Raw genomic sequence first — 20,748 nt, 5'->3', positions numbered from 1 at the left:
GTAAGCTGGGCCCATGCGTGAAGTGATCGAGGCGGCGCTGAAGAGCGCGGACGCCTCCTACGAGCAGCCCCGGCCGGGGGCCTTCCTGGTGAAGCTCCCCGGCCAGCACAAGCTCGCCACCATGGCCTGGCTGATCGTCGGCGACCAGGCACTGCACGTGGAGGCATTCTTCTGCCGTCAGCCCGACGAGAACCACGCCGAGTTCTACCGCTGGCTCCTCACCAAGAACGGCTCCATGTACGGGGTGCACTTCGCCCTCGATCCCATCGGCGACGTCTATCTCGTGGGCCGCGTCCCGCTGGAGGCGGTCACCGACGAGGAGGTCGACCGCCTTCTCGGATGCGTGCTCACCTACTCCGACGAGGGCTTCGACCGCGCCCTGGAGCTGGGCTTCGCCTCCTCGATCCGGCGCGAGTGGGAGTGGCGTGCCAAGCGCGGCGAGTCGCTCGCCAACCTCCAGGCCTTCGCCCGCTTCGCCGACCCCGAGCGCTGAGGGCGCCCCGTCCCACCGTTCCGAACCCTCGAAGGCAGGTTCCGAGGGCCGGGGCGGCCGGGTCCGCCGTCGGGCCGAGGCGGTTCAGGCCGGGTTCAGGCCCGGTTCAGGCCCGGTTCAGGCCCGGTTCAGGCCGGGTTCAGGTCGGGTGGAGCGCCGGAGACGGCAAGCAAGCGCCCACTAAGCTTGTCGGCATGTCGACTTTGGTGCTGCTTCGGCACGGTGAGAGTGAGTGGAACGCAAAGGGTCTGTTCACCGGATGGGTGGACGCGGGGCTCTCGGCCAAGGGCGAGGAGGAGGCGCGCCGCGGCGGGCGGCTGCTGCTCGACGCGGGGGTGCGTCCCGACGTGGTGCACACCTCCCTGCTGACCAGGGCGATCCAGACGGCCAACCTCGCGCTGGGCGCCGCGGACCTGCTCTGGCTGCCGGTCTCCCGGTCCTGGCGGCTCAACGAGCGCCACTACGGCGCCCTGCAGGGCAAGGACAAGGCTCAGACGCGGGCCGAGTTCGGTGACGAGCAGTTCATGCTCTGGCGCCGCTCCTACGACGTCCCGCCGCCCCCGATCGCCGACGACGACGAGTTCTCCCAGGCCGGCGACGCCCGCTACGCGCTCCTGCCGGGCGAGCTGATGCCGAGGACCGAGTGCCTCAAGGACGTCGTCGAGCGCATGCTGCCGTACTGGTACGACCAGATCGTGCCCGACCTCGCGCAGGGAAGGAACGTGCTGGTCGTCGCGCACGGCAACTCGCTCCGGGCGCTGGTCAAGCACCTGGACGGGATCGGCGACGACGAGATCGCCGGGCTCAACATCCCCACCGGCATCCCGCTCCGGTACGAGCTGGACGACGCCTTCCACCCGGTCACCAAGGGCGGTCAGTATCTCGACCCCACCGCCGCCGAGGCCGCCATCGAGGCCGTGGCCAACCAGGGCAAGTAGCCCCGGCATCCCGGAACGTACGAGAACGCACAGAAGCAGGGAGGGCCCGCCGGATCCGGCGGGCCCTCCCTGCTTCTCGGGGCTTCTCGGGCTTGTCGCGAAGACGTTCGTGAGGGACGGCGGGGGTCAGGAAGCGGAGGTGTCCTGGGGGCGGGAGCCCGTCACCAGGTAGACCACGTCGTGCGCGACGCGGACCGCGTGGTCGGCGTAGCGCTCGTAGTAGCGGCCGATCAGCGTCACGTCGATGGCCGGTTCGACGCCGTACTTCCAGTCGGAGGCCATCAGGACCTTGAACAGCCTCCGGTGCAGCTTGTCCATGGCGTCGTCGTCGGACTCCAGCTCCAGGGCCGACTCCACGTCACGCGAGGCGATGCAGCTGCCGGTCTTGGTGACGAGACGCTCGGCGATCTGCCCCATCTCCAGGATGGTGGAGCGTACCTCCGGCGGGATGGCGGACTCGGGATGGCGCAGCCGGGCGATCTTGGCCACGTGCTCGGCGAGGTCGCCCATGCGCTCCAGGTCGGTGCCCATCCGCAGTGCCGCGATGATCATTCTGAGGTCCACGGCCACGGGCTGCTGCCTGGCCATCAGGTCGAAGATCGAGGCCTCGATCTCCGCGAAGATCCGGTTGACCTCCTCGTCCTGGGAGATGACGCTCTCGGCGAGGTGGATGTCGGCGTCCAGGAGGGCGGTGGTGGCCCGCGATATCGCCGACCTCACGAGTCGGGTCATCTCGACCAGCCGCTCGGTGAGGGCGTCGAGTTCTTCGTGGTAGGCGTCGCGCATGAGACTCACCGTAGGGCGGTAACGGTGAACGAACCTCGACCGTAAAGTGAACTTTATGGGAAAGGCCGTGGTCATGCCCCCTTAGCAGTCCTCAATGGGAAAAGCCCGACCTACCATCGAGGACGTGAAGCCTACGGGAGGACCGCGTGAGTGAGCTGATGGCGAGCCTGGCCGCACTGGCCGGTTTCGTCGTGGGAGCGCTGGCCGTGATGGTCGTCCGCCATAACCATGGACAGCGGAGTGCGATGACACCGGTTGACGGCGTCGAGCCCGGCGCGCTGCCGCAGGGGGTCGCCTCGGTGTTGGCCGTGCTGCCGTCCTCGGCGGTCGTGCTCGACAAGGAGGACCGCGTGCTGCGGGCCAGCTCGGCGGCACGCGCGTTCGGCCTGGTCAAGGGAGATCACCTGATGGCGGCCGAGCTGCTCGCCCTGGCCAGGAAGGTCCGCAGGGACGGCGAGATCCGCGAGAGCGAGATCGAGGTGGCCGGCCACAAGTTCGGCCAGGAGTCGACCAACTTCGCGGTGCGGGTCGCCCCGCTCGGCTCGCACGGCCAGGTGCTCGTCCTCGCCGAGGACCAGACCGAGCACCGCCGCGTCGAGGCGGTGCGCCGCGACTTCGTGGCCAACGTGAGCCACGAGCTCAAGACGCCGGTGGGCGCGCTGTCGCTGCTGGCCGAGACCATCCAGGACGCCGCCGACGACCCCGAGGCGGTCACCCGCTTCGCCGGGCGCATGCAGCACGAGGCGGCCCGGCTCACCTACCTCGTCCAGGACCTCATCACCCTCTCCCGTATCCAGGGCGCCGAGCCCATCCCCACCCCGGGCCCGGTCCTGATCGACGAGGCGGTGCACGAGGCCATCGACCGCTGCAACACCACCGCGGCGGCCAAGGACATCACCCTCGTCGCCGGTGGGGTCGAGGGCCTGCGGATATGGGGCGACGACGAGCTTCTCGTCACCGCCCTGCGCAACCTCATCGACAACGCGGTCGCCTACAGCCCCGAGCACACCCGGGTCGTGGTCAGCGCCCGCGCGGCGGGCCCCAACACCGAATCCGTCGAGATCAGCGTGAGCGACCAGGGGATCGGCATTCCCGAGAGCGCCCAGGAGCGGATCTTCGAACGGTTCTTCCGCGTCGACGCGGCACGCTCGCGGGCGACCGGTGGCACGGGCCTCGGCCTGGCCATCGTCAAGCACGTGGCCGCCTCCCACAACGGGGCGGTCACGGTGTGGAGCAAGGAAGGTTCCGGTTCCACCTTCACCCTCCGCCTGCCCGCCTTCGGCGGCATGGCGGTCACGGAACCAGCAACAGTCACGATTCCCCTGGAGGCCGCGCAGTGACTCGCGTGCTCGTTGTCGAGGACGAGGAATCGTTCTCCGACGCCCTGTCATACATGCTGCGCAAGGAAGGCTTCGAGGTGGCCGTGGCCACCACCGGGCCGGAGGCGCTGGAAACCTTCGACCGCAACGGCGCCGACCTGGTGCTGCTCGACCTGATGCTCCCCGGCCTGCCGGGTACCGAGGTCTGCCGCTCCCTCCGGCAGCGCTCCAACGTGCCCGTCATCATGCTCACCGCCAAGGACAGCGAGATCGACAAGGTCGTCGGGCTGGAGCTCGGCGCCGACGACTACGTCACCAAGCCCTTCTCCTCGCGAGAGCTGGTGGCCCGCATCCGCGCGGTGCTGCGCCGCCAGGGCGACGTGGAGGAGCTGGAGTCGGCGGTGCTGGCCGCCGGTCCGGTCCGGATGGACGTCGACCGCCACATCGTCGCCGTGCGCGGTGAGCCGGTACAGCTGCCCCTGAAGGAGTTCGAGCTGCTGGAGGTGCTGCTGCGCAACGCCGGGCGGGTGCTCACCCGGGGCCAGCTCATCGACCGGGTCTGGGGCGCCGACTACGTGGGCGACACCAAGACCCTGGACGTGCACGTCAAGCGGCTGCGGGCCAAGGTCGAGTCCGACCCCTCCAACCCGCGCTGCATCCTCACCGTCCGGGGGCTGGGCTACAAGTTCGACCCCGCCGAGGTCTGACTCCCCGAGGTCTGGGTCGCGGAGGTCCGGCCCGCCGAGCTCTGGGCCGCGGAGATCTGAGCCGCCTCGCCCGTTCCTTGACGATCGCCCGCTTCCGGGGCGACACCCGTCCGGGCGTGCCCGCCCCGGGCGGACGCTTCGCCTCCGGACGATCCGAGGGGCCGTACGGCGTGCCCGCGCCGTACGGCCCCTCGGCGTGTCCGGAGGCCGTCACCGGCCCCGGAGCGTCAGTGGCCCGAGTGCTCGTCCCCGGTGGTGGCGGAGGGGGTGGGCGACGGCGTGGGGGCAGCGGAGGCGCCGGGAGCCTGCGGGTAGGCGGTGAACTCGCGGCTGCGGGTGATGACGGGGATCGTGAGCTGCACGATGCCGGCGTTGGCGAACTGCAGCTGCACCTTGAGGCCCTCGCCGCCCCTGAGAGGCTTCTTCAGCCCCTCGACGAGGATCGTGGGGGTCGGCTTGCCGACGTTCACCCGCTGGTCCTGAGGGAGCGTCACGGGCGCGCTCACCTTCGCCGTACCGAGGGCGGGGTCGACGCCGAGGCCGACGAGCTGGTCGGAGCCCGCGTTGGTGTTGACCACCGACAGGTAGAGCGGGGTGGCCGCCCCGGCCGGCAGCGTCGCGCCGGAGTCCGGCCCCAGGAAGAAGGCCTGGGAGATGTCGATGCCCTTCGTCTTGACCGAGAGAGCCTCGGTCGGCGAGTAGGGCTTGTTGGTGATCGCGTCGGATCCGGCACCGCAGCCGGCCAGGGCCGGAGCGGCTGCGAGGAACGCCGCGGCGACGATCGCCCGGTGGCGGATGTTGCGGGTCACGGTGCGAGTTCTCCTTGTCACGCGTGAGATAGGGCAAGGGCAACCCTATCGGCGACGTTTACCGGGTTTCCCGCCGCCCCGCCTCATCATCCGAAGCCGCAGAACGCAGGTCATAAGTGCTTTTTGCCCCTCTGATTCACACACTTGGGCACTTGTCAAGTCATAAGATGCGGCTTTGACCTGCAGTTATGGTGATTTCACTGTTCCGGGAGGCTGTGGATACGTGGTACTCTTGAGTACAGCGGAAGGGGTACTTGTCACATGACTTTCCAGGTCGGCGACACTGTCGTCTACCCCCACCACGGGGCTGCTCGGATCGAGGCGATCACGACCCGAACCATCAAGGGTGAGGAAAGGACCTACCTGGTTCTTAAGGTCGACAAGGGCGACCTTACCGTCCAGGTGCCGGCTGACAACGCAGAACTCGTCGGTGTTCGCGATGTCGTCGGACAAGAGGGCCTTGAGCGCGTCTTCGACGTGCTTCGAATGCCTCACACCGAAGAGCCCACGAACTGGTCCCGACGCTACAAGGCGAACCTTGAGAAGCTGGCGTCCGGCGACGTCAACAAGGTTGCCGAGGTCGTTCGCGACCTGTGGCGGCGAGACAGGGAGCGCGGACTCTCCGCAGGAGAGAAGCGGATGCTGGCGAAGGCCAGGCAGATCCTCGTCAGCGAGCTCGCGCTCGCGGAGAAGACGAACGAGGACAAGGCCGAGGCCCTGCTGGACGAGGTTCTCAACTCCTGAACAAGACATTTCCACGGGTGGGCGTCGGGGTCGACGTCCACCCGTTCGCTTCTGGCCGTGAGCTTCACCTCGCCGGTCTGCACTGGCCCGGTGAGACCGGCCTGGCCGGTCACTCCGACGGCGACGCCGCGGCCCACGCCGCCTGTGACGCCCTGCTGTCCGCGGCGGGCCTCGGTGATCTCGGCGGCCTGTTCGGCACGTCCGATCCCCGGTGGGCAGGCGCCTCGGGTGCCGCCCTGCTGGAGGAGGCCGCGCGTAAGGTGCGTGCCGCGGGCTTCGAGATCGGCAACGTGGCCGTTCAGGTGATCGGTAACCGTCCCAAGCTCGCCCCTCGCCGCGTCGAGGCCGAGAAGGCCCTCAGCGCCGCCGTGGGGGCTCCGGTGAGCGTCAGCGCCACCACGACGGACGGGCTCGGCCTCACCGGGCGCGGCGAAGGCGTGGCGGCCGTCGCGACCGCGATCGTGGTGAACCTGTAGCGGGTGTCAGACGTCTTCCATACGGAACGTGGAAAACGTTCCGGCGGGCGGCGCGGAATGCTCGTCGATCCATATCGAGGCGGTGGCCCGTCACTGGCGCGGTACGGGCCACCCCTTCTTTTAGCGTGATCAATGAATGCGCTGGGTAACCCCTTGGTGACCGTGTCTCGTAACAGGGGGAGCCGGACATGATCGTCTCGATTGTCTCCGCAATCATCATCGGCGCCATCATCGGTGCCCTGGCGCGTCTCATCCTTCCCGGGCGTCAGAACATCAGCATCGGCCTGACGCTCATCGTCGGCATCGTCGCCGCGCTCGTCGGCTCGCTCATCGCCGGAGCGCTCGGCCTGGCCAACACGCGAGGGATCGACTGGTGGGAGCACATCATCCAGCTGGCACTCGCGGTGCTCGCGGTGCTCCTCGTCGTCCAGATGCAGGCGAGAAAGACGCACTGAAGGATTTTTTGCCACTGTTAGGCATAACCGTGACTCAGGGGGTAGCCACCTCCCTGTGAGAGTGAAGGTCTCACGATCACTGGGAGGTTGAATATGACTATCGCGTCCATTCTCGGGGCAATCGTTATCGGCGCGGTCATCGGTGCCCTCGGCCGTCTCCTGCTTCCCGGTAGGCAGGCGATCGGAGTGATCCTGACCGTCGTCGTCGGCATCGTCGCCGCGCTTATCGGTACCGCCCTCGCCCAGGTTCTCGGTGTCGCCACCACGGACGGTATCGACTGGATCGAACTCGTCATGCAGGTGGGCCTCGCCATCGTCGGTGTCGGCCTGGTCGCGGGTCTCAAGCGCTCCAGGGTCTAGCGAACACCCCGGGTGAACCATCCCGGTGACCTCGCCGAGACTCGACTGGACCCCCTCCGGTCCGGAGGCATCGCGGTGACGCGCACGATGTCATCCTGCTCCAGGAGAAGACCCGCTCGGTTCCATCTGGCCTGCCGAGCGGGTCTCGGTCGTTCAAGGCCGGTTCGAGCAGCGTGCCGAACCGGCTTCCGGCCGATCCTGACCCGGGCCCGGAGGTGAGCAAATCGCCGGTCCGCAGCGGGGCGCCGTTCACACATGTGTGAACGAATAGCTGCGGGCCGGTCCAACACCCGGTGGCGAACGGTGGTTCCGGCAGGAGACCGCCGCTCGGTTCCACCGCGGTGTGCGGCCCGGGTCCCGCCGCCGCCCGGCCTGCCTGTCCGGCGGCCGGGCGGCGGCGGGGCATGGACGGGCCGTACCGCCCGGCGGATCCACCACGAAAGGGGCCGGGCCGCTCGCGGCGCCACGAGCGGACCCACCCGCGAAGCGACGGATTGCCCGGGGACGGGATCACCCGCGAAGCGACGGACCGCCCGGGGAACGGCCCGGAGGTGTGGCTCGCCCGGGCGGTGACGTCCCGGGGTCACAGGCCTTCTCACACCCGGAGAACGTGGTCTTCGAACGGCTGGACCACCTACCCAGCGCGTGCGGCGAGGCCGAAGGGGCGCCGAACCACGTAGCCGATCTCAGCGGTCTCGGCCATCCCGGCTGAAAGAACCCGCTGAGCGACGGCCCGAAGACCGGGTCAGCTCCTCCCAGGCCCCGGAGCTGACCCGACGGGCGTACGACCGCAGCACCGGACATGGTCACGCCCTGCCGCCCTGCCTCCCTGTCCGACGGGCGTCCGCGGCCGGTCGCGCGGCACCGGCTCGACGGGTCACAGGATCACAGGGTCGTAGGGGAGCCGGGGCGCCGGAGCGTCAGGCTCGGGGTTCGTGTCGTGCTCGACGGCTGCCTGGAGGCGGATCGGATCCGCCTCCCGCTCGCCCTCGATCCCTCACTCACCCGGGGGTACGGGCGTGCTGCGCATCCGCCCGGAGGGCGGTGCCGCGACGCCGTCCTCGTCGTGCGACCGCGCCTCGCCCTCCTCCCCGGCCTCCCCGGCCTCGGCGGCCTCGGCGCCGTGCGCCGGGTCAGGGGACTTTCCGGCCTTGCGGCCCGCGGTGCGCCTCTCCCTCGCCACAGGCGCCTTCGCGGCGCTCTCCGAGGGCCTCTCCGCGGGCGACGCCGCCTGCTCCGTGGCGATCTCGCCCGGCGGGACACTCGCCGGGCGGTCCTTCACGGCGAGGATCGGCTGGGTGTCGGCGTCGCGCTCGCTCACCTCGGACGCCTGCTCCCGGGGAAGGTCGGTGTCGCTGTCCCACGTCTCCACCCGCTCGCTGACCCTGCCGCCGCTCTCAGGCTCGGGTGCCCGGACGGCCCGGCGTGGCGGGTGGACGAGCAGGTCGCCCTGGCGCGGCCGGACCAGGTCGCCCCAGCGCATCGGCTTGCCCGGCCGGGGGGCCGCGGGTTCCCGCGAGGGCGGCGGGTCCTGCGGGATGTCGGTGACCTCGGGCGTCTCCGGTGCCGCGGTGGGACCGACCACCGGCTCTCCCACCGGGAGGTCGTGGTGCGGGGCGGACTCCAGGGGCGGCGCGGAATGCGGGTCGAGCATGATCTCCGCCGCGGAGTGGTGCACCAGATGCCCCGGATGCCCTGGGTGCACTGGGTGCACTGGGTGACCCGGGCGGTCCCCGTGACCGGGGTGGTCCCCATGACCCGGATGGCTCCCGTGTCCCGGATGCTCTTCGTGGCCGGGGCGGACGGGCTGCTCAGGGTGGGCCGGTGGATCCTGCCACCGCTCCTCGGGGTCGGGCGCGGCGAGGCGGTCCAAAGCCGCCCGGCTCGCCTCGGGGAACGGCACGATGTCTCGCCCGGACGACGGCAGGCCGGACAGGGCCGCGTCGCTCGCGGCCCTCCGGGCGGCGGCGTGTTTGATCAGCAGGAGCCAGAGCCACAGGGCCAGGATCAGCATCACCCAGGGGGCGACGGCGACCACGACGGCCGCGCGCCCCTCGTCCACCGCCATCCGCATGGCGGTGGACACCTCGGCGGCGGCCGCGCCGGCGAACAGCAACGTCAGGATCACGCCCGCCTGCAGCCGTACCGGCCACCGGCCGCCGCGCAGCAGCAGTACGCCGATCATCGCGATGACGAGCAGGGCGTCGAAGGCGGCGGGATACAGATACGCGAGGCCGACGGGCGCCCTGCCCGCCACGGCGAGGGCGCGCAGATCCTCGAAGGAGAGCACGCAGGCCGCGGCCGTGAGCGCGGCCACGCCGACTCCGGTGACGGCGATCCCGGCGCGGCGCAGGGCGACGGCCACCCGGCTCGGCTCGGCGGCGATGGGCAGGGGCGGGGGCGGGGGCGGGCGGGAGATCGAACCTGCCGCCCCGGGGGATTTGACGTCCATGGCCCTTTGAGCCTACAGAATCGGCATCTAGCATGATCGGGGAAGTTTTTCGAAGGCGGTCGAGGCAGAGAGCCGGCAACATCGTCCGATCCCGTGCGCGAGATGTTCGACGCAGCGAACGTCGCCACCGTGACGGGTCTCAACGGCGACGGTAGCCCGCGGGCGAGTGCCGTCCGACCCCGCCGGCTCTTACCACCACCTCGTCCATGTCATCGCTATGTCATCGCCGCGTGGAGGCAAGAGGGACGGCCGCCTCGACAGTCTGATCCAGACGGGGCGTTCGCCCGGGAGATGACGTGCGAAGACCGGGGGAGAGGCGGGGCGAGCGGAATCTCCAGGTGGAGAGGACGGTCGTCAGGATCACTGCCGACCGCGTCTTCTGTCGCGATGCCGTTCTGCCGCACCAACTGGGCGACATTCGCCGCCAATGGTCATAAAACACTCTGCTGAGTGTCTTCAACGTCCCGCAACTCGGTTTGTGAGGGGAGGTGAGGCATTAGCCTTGCCTTCGTGAGCCTGCAGCTATACGACACCAGCGTACGCACTGTCCGCGAATTCGTCCCGGTCGAACCCGGCCGGGCCTCGATCTACCTGTGTGGTGCCACCGTGCAGGCTCCCCCGCACATCGGGCACATCCGCTCGGGCGTCAACTTCGACGTGCTCCGCCGCTGGATGATCAGGTCCGGCTACGAGGTGACCTTCTGCCGCAACGTCACCGACATCGACGACAAGATCATTAGAGTCGCCGCCGCGGAGAACGTGCCGTGGTTCGCCGTCGCCGAGCGCAACCAGAGGGCCTTCACCTGGGCCTACGAGGTGCTGGGCTGCCTGCCCCCCACCGTCGAGCCCCGTGCCACCGGCCACGTGCCCGAGATGATCGAGCTGATGGACCGGCTGATCGCCGCCGGACACGCCTACGCCTCCGAGGGCGACGTCTACTTCGACGTCATGTCCTACGCCGACCGGTACGGCTCGCTGTCCAACCAGAAGCTCCAGAACATGCGGGCCGCTGGCGACACCGACACCGACTCCTGCAAGCGCGACCCGCGCGACTTCGCGCTCTGGAAGGGCGAGAAGCCCGGTGAGCCGACCTGGCCGACCCCGTGGGGCCGGGGTCGCCCCGGCTGGCACCTGGAGTGCTCGGCCATGGCCACCAAGTATCTCGGGTCCACCTTCGACATCCACGGCGGTGGCGTCGACCTGATCTTCCCGCACCACGAGAACGAGCTGACCCAGTCCCAGGCGGCCGGCGACGGCTTCGCCCGTTACTGGATGCACAACGGCATGCTCAAGATCGGCGCGGAGAAGATGAGCAAGTCGCTCGGCAACTCCCTGCTGGTCCCCGAGGTCACCAAGAAGGTCCGCCCGGTCGAGCTCCGCTACTACCTGGCGGCCCCGCACTACCGTTCCTCGATCGACTACTCGGAGGAGGCGCTGCTCGAGGCCGCCTCGGCCTACCAGCGCATCGAGGGCTTCGTCACCCGCGCGGCCGAGGTCATCCACGACGTCGACGCCCACGCGCCGCTTCCCCAGGCCTTCTCCGACGCCCTCGACGACGACCTGGGCACCCCCCAGGCGCTCGCCGTGGTGCACGAGGTGGTCCGCGAGGGCAACGTCGCGCTGGCCCAGGGCAACAAGGAGCAGGTGGCCAGGCTGCTCGCCGAGACGCAGAACATGCTTGACGTCCTCGGTCTCGACCCGCGCTCGGAGCAGTGGCGCTCCTCGGGCGGCGAGACCGGCATGCGGGCGACCGTCGACGCGCTGGTCGCCGTCGCGCTGGAACAGCGGCAGGCGGCGCGGGCGCGCAAGGACTTCTCGGCGGCCGACAGCATCCGTGACCAGCTTTCCCACGCGGGCATCCACGTCGAGGACACCCCCCAGGGGCCACGCTGGGAACTCTCGCGGTGAAACCAGGCCGTACGCTATAGACCATGGCTGGTGGGGGTAAAGGGTCCGGGCGACCCGCGAAGAAGAAGAGTCCGACCAAGGGCACGGGCGGCAACGTCCGTCGTGGCCTGGAGGGCAGGGGAGCCACCCCGCCGGCGCATCTGCGGCACTGGCACAAGGACAAGGCGCGCACCGAGCGGATCGAGCGCGAGGAGAAGACCGGCAGGTCTTCCTCCCCGCGCACCCCGGTCCGCACCCGGCGGAGCGACGACGCGCCCGAGCACATCGGCGGGCGCAACCCCGTCGTCGAGGCGCTGCGGGCCGGGGTTCCGGCCAGCACGCTCTACGTGGCTCTGCGGATCGACAACGACGACCGCGTCAAGGAGTCGGTCCGCATCGCCGCCGACCGGGGCATCGCGATGCTGGAGGTCGGCAGGGAGAAGCTCGACCGCCTCACCGAGGGCGGGATTCACCAGGGCATCGCCCTGCAGATCCCGGCGTACGACTATGCCCACCCCGACGATCTGGTCCGCGTCGCCCAGGAGGCCGCGGAGGTCCCGCTGATCGTCGCTCTCGACAGCGTCACCGACCCCCGAAACCTGGGTGCCATCGCCCGCTCGGCCACCGCCTTCGGCGCCCACGGCCTGGTCATCCCCTCCCGCCGCTCGGCAGGGGTCACCGGCGGGGCCTGGAAGACCTCGGCGGGCACGCTGGCCACCCTGCCGGTCGCCCGCGCCGCCAACCTCACCGCCACCCTGCGGGAGTACCGCGAGGCGGGCCTGTTCGTGATCGGCCTGGACGGCGAGGGCACGGTCGACCTCGGTGAGGCCAATCTCCTCGACGGCCCGCTGGTCGTCGTCGTGGGTTCCGAGGGTAAGGGCCTGTCCCGCCTGGTCCGCGAGTCGTGTGACCTGGTCGTCCGCATCCCGATGCACGCCGCCGCCGAGTCCCTCAACGCCGGGGTCGCCGCCGGCATCGCCCTCTACGAGGTCGCCCGCCACCGCCGTTCCTAACGGTTCGCGATCGGCAGGGCATACCTCGGTGACGTACGGGGAGTAAGCCGACTACACTCGTCTGGCGACCGTGCCGACGTAGCTCAATCGGCAGAGCAACAGTCTTGTAAACTGTAGGTCAGGGGTTCGATTCCCCTCGTCGGCTCGCATGTGAAAGGCCAGGTCAACCGATATCCGGTGACCTGGCCTTTCGCCGTTCAGGGGAACTTTATGATCTTCCGTGCCCGTTGCGTGCCCGATGGCTTCTCGTGCCCGCCTGCCCGTGCCCTTTTGAATGCCTGCCCGAGCGCCTTGGCGATGACCTTGTCCCGGTCCTGGCTGGCGTGCTGGTAGATCAACGCCGCGCGCGTCGAGGAGTGCCCCATCCGGGACATCAGCTCCTTGAGGCTCGCCCCGGTGGAGGCCGCCAGGGTGTTGCCTATGTGGCGGAGATCATGAAAGTGAAGGCCGGGGAGCCCGACAGCCTTGCGGGTCCTGTCCCATGTCCGGCGGAACCCCGAGTGCTTCAACGGCCCGCCGTTGGGACCGGTGAACACACGCCCGTACTCTCCAGACTCGGCGAACATCTCCAGATGCACCCGCAGCTCAGGAATGACCTCCGGGGGGATGGAGATTACCCGCCGACCGGCTCGCGACTTGGGGGAGTCGTCCAGCACCTTCCCACCGCCGATCTCGACCAGGGCGCCGGCGACCCGAAGCACTCCCGCATCGAGATCGAGGTGTGTACGGCGGAGCCCGACCAGTTCGCCCCACCGCAGGCTCGCGAAGGTCCCCAGGAGCACGAGCGCCCGGTATCGCTCCGGGACCGTCGTCACGATCTCCACGACCTTGGCCAGCGGGATCATCTCCCGTTCCGGGGTGTCCGGCATGCCAGCGCCCTTGATCCGGCATGGGTTCTTGCGGATCAACTCGTCGGTCACCGCCGTACCCATGATCGACTTGAGGAGCTGGTAAGCCTTGGCCACGGTGGACTGCCCGACGACGCCGAGCCGTTCCTTGCGCCAGCGCCGCACGTCGGCTTCCTTGATGTCGGCGAGGCAGCGGTTGCCGAAAGCTGGGGCAAGGTGGTTCTTGAGCAGGCCCCGGTACAGCAGCTCCGTCCGGTGCTTGAGCACCCGATCATCGATCCACTCGGCGGCATACGCCCCGAAGGTCACCTTGCCAGCCTCCGGACTCATCCAGTCACCACGCTGGATCTCGGCCTCCTGCAAGACAAGCCACCTGTCCGCGTCCTTCTTGGTGGCGAAGGTCTCGGGTGCAGGGCGATCCACGCCGTCAGGTCCCGCGTAGCGAGCCTGGAACCGCCCGGAGGGGAGTTTCCGCACCCGTCCGAAGCGTCGCTTGGTGCCTTTCCTGGCCCGTGACGGCCGGGGGTTCTCTTCCGGGGTGGCCAGAGCGGTTTTAGTCATTACGCGGCCCTCCTACGGCGTGTGGTGGTGATCGGTTCGACCAGCCCGGCGGCGATGAACGCCTCTAGCGCCGCTTCGGGGATGCGGACGTTGCGTCCGACGTGGATGAAGGCGATGCGGCGTTCTTCGATCAGGCGACGGGGGAAGCGGACCGAGGTGTTCAGCCGTTCGGCCGCCTCTTCGACGGTGAGCAGCCGACCCCGCGCCAGCTCTGGAAGAAGCGAGACAGGTTCTTGTCTGGACTTCTTGGTCATGCCGCCACCCCCAGAGCCGCAGTTGCCGAAAGATCTGGAACAGGGAGGCCGTCCGCTCTGGCCTGGAGTTCAGCCAGGCGTGCTTTGGTGCGGTGGCGGTCGGCGACTCCGCGTAGCAGCCGTTTGGCCAGCGGGGTGCGGTTGGGGTCTTTGGAGGAGATCGGCCGCCAGAGGTAGCGGTGGGAGTCGGTCACCGTCTCGTCGGGAAGGCCGAGCATGTCGAGGACCCAGGCCCGGCGGTCGGCCTTGTGTTCGCGCAGGGTTTTGTTCGACCACTTGCGCGAGACCAGGACGCGACGGCCCGCGTAGCCGAGGTGTTCGGCCTTGTGCGCTTTGCCCTTGCAGCGGCCCGGCAGCATGCCCGCTTTGGCGCCCTTGGGCTGGATGCCGTAGCGCAGCCAGTTCGGGCACGTCGGCGAGCAGGGTTCGTAGCGCAGCGCCTCGACCATTCGGGTGGCGTGGTCGCGGCGTGCGGGGTTCTCGGTGGTGGGGTCGTCGGGGTCGAGGGGGTCGCCGAGGTTCTTGGTCAGGTACTTGGTGAGGTAGCCGATGCGCTTGTGCGCGTCCGGTGATCCGGCGACGAGGCCCTGAACATCGACTTGGGAGCCGAAGCGGACCACGTGCAGCGGTTCGGCCTCGTCGTCGGTGTCGAGCTGGTCGAGTGCCTCGTCCCAGGTGGGCAGCAGTTCCCCGGTAGCAGGATCGAGGTAGTCGCCGCTCTGCCCGTCCGGGTAGGTCGCGCCGTCGCCCAGGTCGGCCCGTTCCGCCCAGATGGGCAGGTGCTCCCCGTCGAAGCGGACCTCATCGACCGATGGCCACCACACCTGGTGATAGGTCGCGGCGGCAATCGCCTTGATCTCCGCGCGAGGCATGGTCCCGCGGATTGCCATGTGCAGGTGAGGGGCGAGCCGCTTTTGGGGTTCGACGGTGGCGAAGTACTGCACGTCATAGCCCGCCACCCGGCGAAGGTTCTGCACGAAGCGGTCGACGAGCTTGGAGAAGTGCAGCGCATCGCGGGCCGCGCGAGCGTAGTCGTAGGTGCTCGGATCGGCCGGCACACCCAGCCCGGAGCGGATCTTGCCGTAGGAGGGAAGGGTGAGGGTGACGAACAGCGACGGCCGATACACCCTGCCATCGGGGGCGATGAAGGTCCGGCCAAGGGTGGTGTCCTGCTTGGCCCGCTTGGGCAGGTCCGGCGCATCCTGACGCCGCCTCGTCGAACGCGAGCGCTTCGGAGCAGCTCGACCCCCCAGGACATTGCCCCGCATCCCGGCGGCGTTGATCTCCGCATCAATGCCCGCGATGGCCTCGTCCCAGTCGGCGACCTCTTCGCCGTTCCTCTCGGCTTCGTCCCGCTTGGCTTCCACGTCGGCCCGGAACTCGATCAGCCATTTCTGATCATCGGTGGAGGGGTGGGGTTCGGCGACGGGTTCGTGGTCCAGGTGCCAGCCTTCCCGGCATTGGGCTCGGCGCAGCTGCTGATTGCGTTTGGCGCACGGCGGGCACTTGGCTTCCTGCGTGGTGCCGCAGGGGATGTCGAAGGGTTCGCTCTGGCCGGTGTGGGTGTCCAGGCGCCGCATCTCGATGGGGCGGATGCACACGCCATTGAGCTTGGCCACCTCGATAGCCACGTCCAGAGCGACGGGCAGGGTGTCGCGCACCAGGCGGGGAAGGGTGCGATCAGCGCCGTTCGGAGGGGGTTCGGTCGCAGGGGTGTCGGTCGGGGAGGGAGCGAGGGTGTCGGTCACATGGCCCCCTTCGGGTCGACGAGATCGGCGCAGATCCGGTAGGCATCGCGGTAGGGGTGTTTGCGTAGCCGTGCGGAATCGAGGTCGACGATCACCGTCACCTCGGCGAGGTCGGAGCCGTCGAGGGTGCGCAGCCGCCGGAAGGGAAGGCCCGCGATCTGGGCGGGGGTGGCGTGCAGGATGATGCGCATCAGGCCGCCCCCTCCATCTCGATCGGCAGGGTGTCACTGGTCATCAAGGCCGCCATGTCTCTGATGTCGGCATCGGAGACGTAGGCCGCGCGGACCCGGATCGGGTCGGGTGAGGTCTCCAAGCGGACGTAGGCGACGCCCGCGCCCTGCTCAGGGATCGGCGAGATGTGATCGGCCAGCGCTCCCCGATCCCGTGCACCGTCGCCGAGGACCATGTCCACCTGTTCCGACTCATCCAGGCGAAGGGCGATCTTGTCGGGGAACAGGTTGCGGATGTTCATGACCTCCTTACGCGGGTCCTGAAGAGCCGCCATCACGCCGAACCCGACCGCACGACCCTGCGTGGTCAGTGTCGCCAGGGCAGCCGAGATGCGGAGCTTGAGGCCCTTGTCGGACTGGTAGGCGGTCAGGAACGCCACCTCATCGACGAGCACCAGGACGAAAGGGTCATCGAGGGTGGGCGTATGGGAGCGCTGGAGTCCGGCGTAACGATCGGCCCGCTCCTGCATGATCTTCACGGCGGCTTCCAGCAGATCCGCGCACGCGGCCGGATCGGTGGCGTAGCGGTCGGCGAAGATCTCGCGTCCGTAGGACAGTTCCATCCGCTTGGGATCCAGCGCCCACACCTGCGCGATACCCGCCCGGACCGCCGGGAGCAGGCCACGGATGGCCGACCACAGGAACGAGCCCTTGCCCGCGCCGGTCGCGCCCGCGATGAGTACGTGTGTGCCGTGGACCTTGAGCCGGTACGGACGACCGTCCTCACATGTGCCGATCTCCACCGGCCCCACCGAGGCCGACACGGGAAGCGGAACCGCCGGCAGCGGGACGGCCAGCGGGTCACGGCGGGGAAAGGTCAGCTGGAGGCGACCGGCCCGCACGATGGCCACCCGGCAGGAGGAGGCGCCGAAGCCGTGGGCGAGATGGTCGATGCGGTCGGCCCAGTCCTTGACCGATTGACCGCTGATCATCTTCACCGTGACCACGTCGGCCCAGGAGGTGCAGCGGATGCGGATGAGGTGGGGAAGGTAGTCGCGGCCCTGGAGGTGACGGCCTAAGCCGGAGATGATCATCACTGGTTGCCAGTGACGGCGGTAGATCCACACCAGCCGCCACCAGGCCAGCAGGCGCCAGCCCACCCAGCGCAGGAACGAGGCCCGATCCAGCAGCGCCCACAGGGTCAGGTTCAGGACGAGCACGGTGAGCGGGGTGACGGCGAATTCCCAGCCGTACAGGAGGCCGAGCACGGCGGGAACGGCGAGCAGGGTCACGATGACCGGGTGACGCCAGACGAGGCGGACGAGTCCGGCCAGCAGTCGCCACAGGAAGATCGTGATGGTGAAGATGGCCGGAGTGCGCACCACGGCCGGGCGGAACACCACGGCGGTGTCGGGGGTGGTGGTGACGAGGGTGCGTGCCTCGTCGCCGGGCAGTTTTTTGAACATTAGGCTTGAGCCCTCTCTTGATTTGCGTCTGGGGAGAACCGAGGGGCCGCCGGAATGCCAGTTCCAGCGGCCCCGCTTGCGTGTCAGGCCGCAGCGCTCTGCTTGGTCGAGGCCGCAGCGGATCGGGGAGCGCGCATCGCTCGTGCGCGCAGGGACCAGGCCAGACGGCCCGTCTTTTCGGCGACGTAGGCGGTGGCGGTCATGCCGTCGAACTCCACCGGGACGAACGGCATGTTGGGCAGCGGGGGCGGGGGCACCGGCTGAACCGGGGACAGGATCTTGACCGCGACCGTCTTCTGAGCGGCCTTAAGGGTGGGGTCGGCGTCCATGACGGCGACCTGCCAGACGAGTTCGCCGGTGTTCTTGTCCTTGGCGTAGACGGTGCGTCCGCCGGTTGAGGCGGTGAAGTCCTTGACCTGCTCGACGTCGCCGACGATGTAGCAGCCGTGCGGGAAGACCTGGTCGAAGCTGACGGGGATGGGGCCTTGGATGGCCATGAGGTGCTCTCCTGTTGTCTAGTTGGTATGTCGCTAACTCGTACTGTCGAGTTGAAGCTAATCAATGAACGGATACTCGACAAGACGAGTTTCCGTTCGAGTGTGTGGCCTACGTCACATCACAGAGAGTAGGTGTCTTCCAGCTCATGAAGCGTCCCCGGTAGGGCGACCTCAATGACCATGACCTGACGATTCCCGGCGAAGACCCGGGCCGTCACCCCCATGACCGCCGTCGTCTTGTCCAACCCCAACAGCTTGATCTCATCGGCCGTAGGATGGCGAGCCGCCAAGCGCTCGATGACGTGATCCAGCCGCAGACTCTTCACCGCCTGCACGTGCTGACGAATGCCCACCGTCAACGGCAGTGCTTTGCCGATATCGGTTCCTTCGGCCAGCTCGACCGGACACCAGAAGGTGACCAGTTCGCACGGCTCCCCACCGTCGCTCAGCAAGACCCGACGCATCATGATCGGCGCCCCGGTGGGCAGAGCCAACGTCGCCGCGATGTTCGCCGGAGCCGGACGCGGACCCGCCTCCAATACCGCAGCCCCCTGGTTGGCTTCTGCACGATCCAAGACAGCACGGCCAGGCCGGGAGAAGTCCTCCTCAGCCAGCGGGGGCGCCATCTTCACATACGAACCCTTGCCATGCTCCCGATCGATGAAGCCCCGCAGCTGCAACACCTGGAGTGCTCGCACCACGGTAGGACGACTGACCGCGAACTCCCGGATCAGCTGCGTCTCCGAAGGCAGCAAGGAACCGGGCGGATAGGTGCCGTCCGTGATCTTCTGCCGGATCTGCGCAACAATCTGGGCGTACTTGGGAGGCGCGTACTCCTCGCCGGAAACAGACATATTAACAACCCAACTACTCGACTTGTCGTCAGCATAGATGACTTCCGACTTGCAAAGCGAGCACTCTCTTGCAGGTGAGGAGTGTGGTGGTGCGAGACCTCCGGCGCCCTCCGCAACCAGTCACCGCACCACCACACTCGTCTAGCGAGCCCGCCCAGCCAGCAACGCCGACCAGACGGCCCGAGCTTCGGTAATCCTCCATGGACGGGTGTCATGGATCTGATGATCGCCATCGCGTCGAACGGTCCGTCTGATGAACCCCTGGCCGGCGCCAACGCGAAGTTCGTAGATCGTGGCCCGACACCCGCACGTCCAGGACTCTGGTTGCGCCCGTCCCAAAGCCCCGTTCGGCTTCTGCCACTCAAGGCGCACATGATCACGCTGGACCAGAAGCACATGTGGACTGATTCCAAGGCACTCATCAGACAGGGTGAGCACGATGAGCCCCCGCCCTCGTAATGGGCAGCGGATGATTCTGTTGAAGATCGGCGTAGCGGAGTGCCACCCGTCGCGCGACGCGTTCGAGTTCATCCGCCGAATGCCAGGCATACACCGCCCTTCCGTGCCTGACGTCCCAGCCCCCTGTACGCCACCAGAAGATCAGGCCATCGGACCAGACGGTCAGTCCCGGCCAGACCGACACCACGGCCAGCCCGTAACCATCGTTGACATCAGCGTTGATGCCGCAGTGCTCCAACTCCGCTTTCAGGGACTCCGCCGCCCTTACCGGGGAACAGACGTCGCCGAGGACCAGCCGTCCCCCAGGCAGTAAGAGACTCATGCGTCGGCCCGCCCTATCGACGCCGTGATGACCTTCTGTCCCTGACAGAGCGAGCAGTCATCCCGGACGCGGATGAAAGCCAAAGCTGCCCCGGGTAGACCGCCGATCAGGCCACGTCGCTGGCTGACGTACTTCCATCCCTTGCCGCCGCATGAGATGCATGGTTGCTCCGCCATGACGCGCGACCTCCTCAGCTCAATGCCTCACGCTTAATCGATCAACCTCCAATAGACGTCTGCTCGACTAGAGGAGTAGTGCGTAAGACATTTATGACTCCTCTAGAGGAGTACGTCAAGTCCTACCGCGCAGGCAGCTCGTACGAGAGCACATAGGCATCGCTGGACATCACCGTGTCGCACACCTCCACCGCGCGACCATCGGTGGCATACGCCGTACGGACCAGGTGAAACACCGGAACACCCGGCGCCAGCTTCAGCGCCCGCACCTCATTACGCAGCGGCATCCGAGACCGGATCTCCTCCACGAAGTGATCCAGCCGGAACCCCAACTCCTCCAGCCGGGCATAGATCCCACCCGGACCACTGTCCGGCTGCGCGATCTGTGTATCCCGCGCGATGTCTGCCGGAATGTACGACACCGCTGTCTCCACCGGCTGACCGTTGATCAGATACCGGCGTGAGCGCCGGATCACGTGATCCTCCGAAGAGATCCCGAGCCTCTCGGCCACATCCGCCGCCGCCCGCTCGTCGGTGATCTCGATGGAGTCGACGGACGGCTTGCCGCCGGCCCCTTCGGTCTCCGCGATGAACGCCGCCTTGCCCTGCTCCCGATGACGACGGGCGAACCGGTCGGAGGCCAGCCGCCGCACCGGAGGATGCGAGCGGACGAAGACACCGCGCCCATGCTCGGCCACGGTCAGACCCTCACTCTGGAGGACCTGGAGCGCGTTGCGGATGGTCATCCGCGCGACGCCGTAATGTTGCATGAGCTGAGCTTCCGAGGGCACCTTGTCACCTTCGGCCAGGACGCCTTGCTCGATCGCATGCCTGATGTGGTCGGCGATCTGCCGAAAGACGGCCCGATCGCTGGTCGGGTCCAGACCCGGCAACGGTAGCTCGGCCACGACCAACTCCTCAACTCGTACATACGTGTACCGCAGCCTGAGAATA

Annotated in this window: 21 protein-coding genes and 1 tRNA gene; 11 read left to right on the top strand and 11 right to left on the bottom strand. The window is 68.3% G+C overall.

The genetic code is table 11. From position 1 onward, the window contains the following. The first annotated feature begins 13 nt into the window (after positions 1-13). A complete protein-coding gene (locus ACTOQ2_RS12990; protein WP_440099823.1) occupies positions 14-493 on the top strand; it encodes a YbjN domain-containing protein in 480 nt (159 codons plus the stop codon). Between the two features lie 194 nt (positions 494-687). Further along, positions 688-1,431, top strand: coding sequence for a phosphoglyceromutase (locus tag ACTOQ2_RS12985; protein WP_362678263.1), 744 nt, complete (start codon positions 688-690; stop codon positions 1,429-1,431). Between the two features lie 126 nt (positions 1,432-1,557). Here ACTOQ2_RS12985 and phoU read toward each other — a convergent pair whose 3' ends face one another. Then, entirely contained in the window at positions 1,558-2,217 is a 660-nt protein-coding gene (gene phoU, locus ACTOQ2_RS12980; protein WP_440099822.1) for a phosphate signaling complex protein PhoU, read from the bottom strand. Between the two features lie 158 nt (positions 2,218-2,375). Between phoU and ACTOQ2_RS12975 the strand changes: the two genes are divergently transcribed. Beyond that, a complete protein-coding gene (locus ACTOQ2_RS12975; RefSeq protein WP_440070564.1) occupies positions 2,376-3,557 on the top strand; it encodes a sensor histidine kinase in 1,182 nt (393 codons plus the stop codon). Then, on the top strand, positions 3,554-4,243 hold the full coding sequence (locus ACTOQ2_RS12970; RefSeq protein WP_362678267.1) for a response regulator transcription factor: 690 nt from the start codon (positions 3,554-3,556) through the stop codon (positions 4,241-4,243). Before ACTOQ2_RS12975 ends, ACTOQ2_RS12970 begins: the two co-directional genes overlap by 4 nt. Positions 4,244-4,470: 227 nt before the next feature. Here ACTOQ2_RS12970 and ACTOQ2_RS12965 read toward each other — a convergent pair whose 3' ends face one another. After that, complete coding sequence (locus ACTOQ2_RS12965) at positions 4,471-5,052, bottom strand: copper chaperone PCu(A)C (RefSeq protein WP_440070401.1); 582 nt, start codon at positions 5,050-5,052, stop codon at positions 4,471-4,473. A 261-nt stretch (positions 5,053-5,313) separates the two neighbouring features. Between ACTOQ2_RS12965 and ACTOQ2_RS12960 the strand changes: the two genes are divergently transcribed. From ACTOQ2_RS12960 to ACTOQ2_RS12945, 4 genes are all read left to right on the top strand, one after another. Continuing rightward, positions 5,314-5,796: a CarD family transcriptional regulator gene (locus ACTOQ2_RS12960; RefSeq protein WP_030924410.1), complete on the top strand. Its 483-nt coding sequence runs from the start codon at positions 5,314-5,316 to the stop codon at positions 5,794-5,796. A 17-nt stretch (positions 5,797-5,813) separates the two neighbouring features. After that, complete coding sequence (gene ispF, locus ACTOQ2_RS12955; RefSeq protein ID WP_440099821.1) at positions 5,814-6,272, top strand: 2-C-methyl-D-erythritol 2,4-cyclodiphosphate synthase; 459 nt, start codon at positions 5,814-5,816, stop codon at positions 6,270-6,272. Between the two features lie 188 nt (positions 6,273-6,460). Then, on the top strand, positions 6,461-6,727 hold the full coding sequence (locus tag ACTOQ2_RS12950; RefSeq protein ID WP_440099820.1) for a GlsB/YeaQ/YmgE family stress response membrane protein: 267 nt from the start codon (positions 6,461-6,463) through the stop codon (positions 6,725-6,727). Positions 6,728-6,820: 93 nt separating this feature from the next. Further along, a complete protein-coding gene (locus tag ACTOQ2_RS12945) occupies positions 6,821-7,087 on the top strand; it encodes a GlsB/YeaQ/YmgE family stress response membrane protein (protein WP_440070400.1) in 267 nt (88 codons plus the stop codon). A gap of 997 nt (positions 7,088-8,084) precedes the next feature. Here ACTOQ2_RS12945 and ACTOQ2_RS12940 read toward each other — a convergent pair. Then, positions 8,085-9,539, bottom strand: a complete 1,455-nt coding sequence (locus tag ACTOQ2_RS12940; protein WP_440099819.1) for a hypothetical protein — start codon at positions 9,537-9,539, stop codon at positions 8,085-8,087. A 510-nt stretch (positions 9,540-10,049) separates the two neighbouring features. On the opposite strand from ACTOQ2_RS12940, the gene cysS reads away from it, so the two are divergent. The 3 genes from cysS to ACTOQ2_RS12925 all read left to right on the top strand — a co-directional run bounded on the left by cysS (position 10,050) and on the right by ACTOQ2_RS12925 (position 12,584). After that, positions 10,050-11,447: a cysteine--tRNA ligase gene (gene cysS / locus ACTOQ2_RS12935; protein WP_440099818.1), complete on the top strand. Its 1,398-nt coding sequence runs from the start codon at positions 10,050-10,052 to the stop codon at positions 11,445-11,447. A gap of 23 nt (positions 11,448-11,470) precedes the next feature. Beyond that, positions 11,471-12,439, top strand: a complete 969-nt coding sequence (rlmB, locus tag ACTOQ2_RS12930) for a 23S rRNA (guanosine(2251)-2'-O)-methyltransferase RlmB (RefSeq protein WP_440070397.1) — start codon at positions 11,471-11,473, stop codon at positions 12,437-12,439. 72 nt (positions 12,440-12,511) lie between these two features. Continuing rightward, positions 12,512-12,584 (top strand) — tRNA-Thr (locus ACTOQ2_RS12925). A gap of 52 nt (positions 12,585-12,636) precedes the next feature. Here ACTOQ2_RS12925 and ACTOQ2_RS12920 read toward each other — a convergent pair. The 8 genes from ACTOQ2_RS12920 to ACTOQ2_RS12885 form a co-directional block, all read right to left on the bottom strand. Further along, positions 12,637-13,650, bottom strand: a complete 1,014-nt coding sequence (locus ACTOQ2_RS12920; RefSeq protein ID WP_440099817.1) for a tyrosine-type recombinase/integrase — start codon at positions 13,648-13,650, stop codon at positions 12,637-12,639. A gap of 197 nt (positions 13,651-13,847) precedes the next feature. Continuing rightward, positions 13,848-14,102 (bottom strand): excisionase family DNA-binding protein, encoded by a 255-nt coding sequence (locus ACTOQ2_RS12915; protein ID WP_440099816.1) that lies wholly within the window; start codon positions 14,100-14,102, stop codon positions 13,848-13,850. Then, positions 14,099-15,850: a replication initiator gene (locus ACTOQ2_RS12910; RefSeq protein ID WP_440099815.1), complete on the bottom strand. Its 1,752-nt coding sequence runs from the start codon at positions 15,848-15,850 to the stop codon at positions 14,099-14,101. Before ACTOQ2_RS12910 ends, ACTOQ2_RS12915 begins: the two co-directional genes overlap by 4 nt. Continuing rightward, positions 15,847-16,041 carry a hypothetical protein gene (locus ACTOQ2_RS12905; RefSeq protein ID WP_440099814.1) on the bottom strand — a complete coding sequence of 65 codons (195 nt, stop codon included), beginning with the start codon at positions 16,039-16,041 and terminating at the stop codon, positions 15,847-15,849. The genes ACTOQ2_RS12910 and ACTOQ2_RS12905 overlap by 4 nt, the downstream gene beginning before the upstream one ends. Beyond that, the gene (locus tag ACTOQ2_RS12900; protein ID WP_440099813.1) at positions 16,041-17,486 is read right to left on the bottom strand and encodes an FtsK/SpoIIIE domain-containing protein; all 1,446 of its coding nucleotides are present in this window, start codon (positions 17,484-17,486) and stop codon (positions 16,041-16,043) included. The genes ACTOQ2_RS12905 and ACTOQ2_RS12900 overlap by 1 nt, the downstream gene beginning before the upstream one ends. Before the next feature lie 83 nt (positions 17,487-17,569). Continuing rightward, positions 17,570-17,983: a plasmid replication, integration and excision activator gene (locus ACTOQ2_RS12895; protein ID WP_440099812.1), complete on the bottom strand. Its 414-nt coding sequence runs from the start codon at positions 17,981-17,983 to the stop codon at positions 17,570-17,572. Positions 17,984-18,102: 119 nt separating this feature from the next. After that, complete coding sequence (locus tag ACTOQ2_RS12890) at positions 18,103-18,837, bottom strand: GntR family transcriptional regulator (protein ID WP_440099811.1); 735 nt, start codon at positions 18,835-18,837, stop codon at positions 18,103-18,105. A gap of 1,079 nt (positions 18,838-19,916) precedes the next feature. Further along, a complete protein-coding gene (locus tag ACTOQ2_RS12885; protein ID WP_440099810.1) occupies positions 19,917-20,702 on the bottom strand; it encodes a GntR family transcriptional regulator in 786 nt (261 codons plus the stop codon). Positions 20,703-20,748 lie beyond the last annotated feature (46 nt).

Source organism: Streptosporangium sp. H16 (genome assembly GCF_051918855.1).
GTDB lineage: Bacteria > Actinomycetota > Actinomycetes > Streptosporangiales > Streptosporangiaceae > Streptosporangium.
This window is presented reverse-complemented; position numbering and strand designations above follow the sequence as displayed.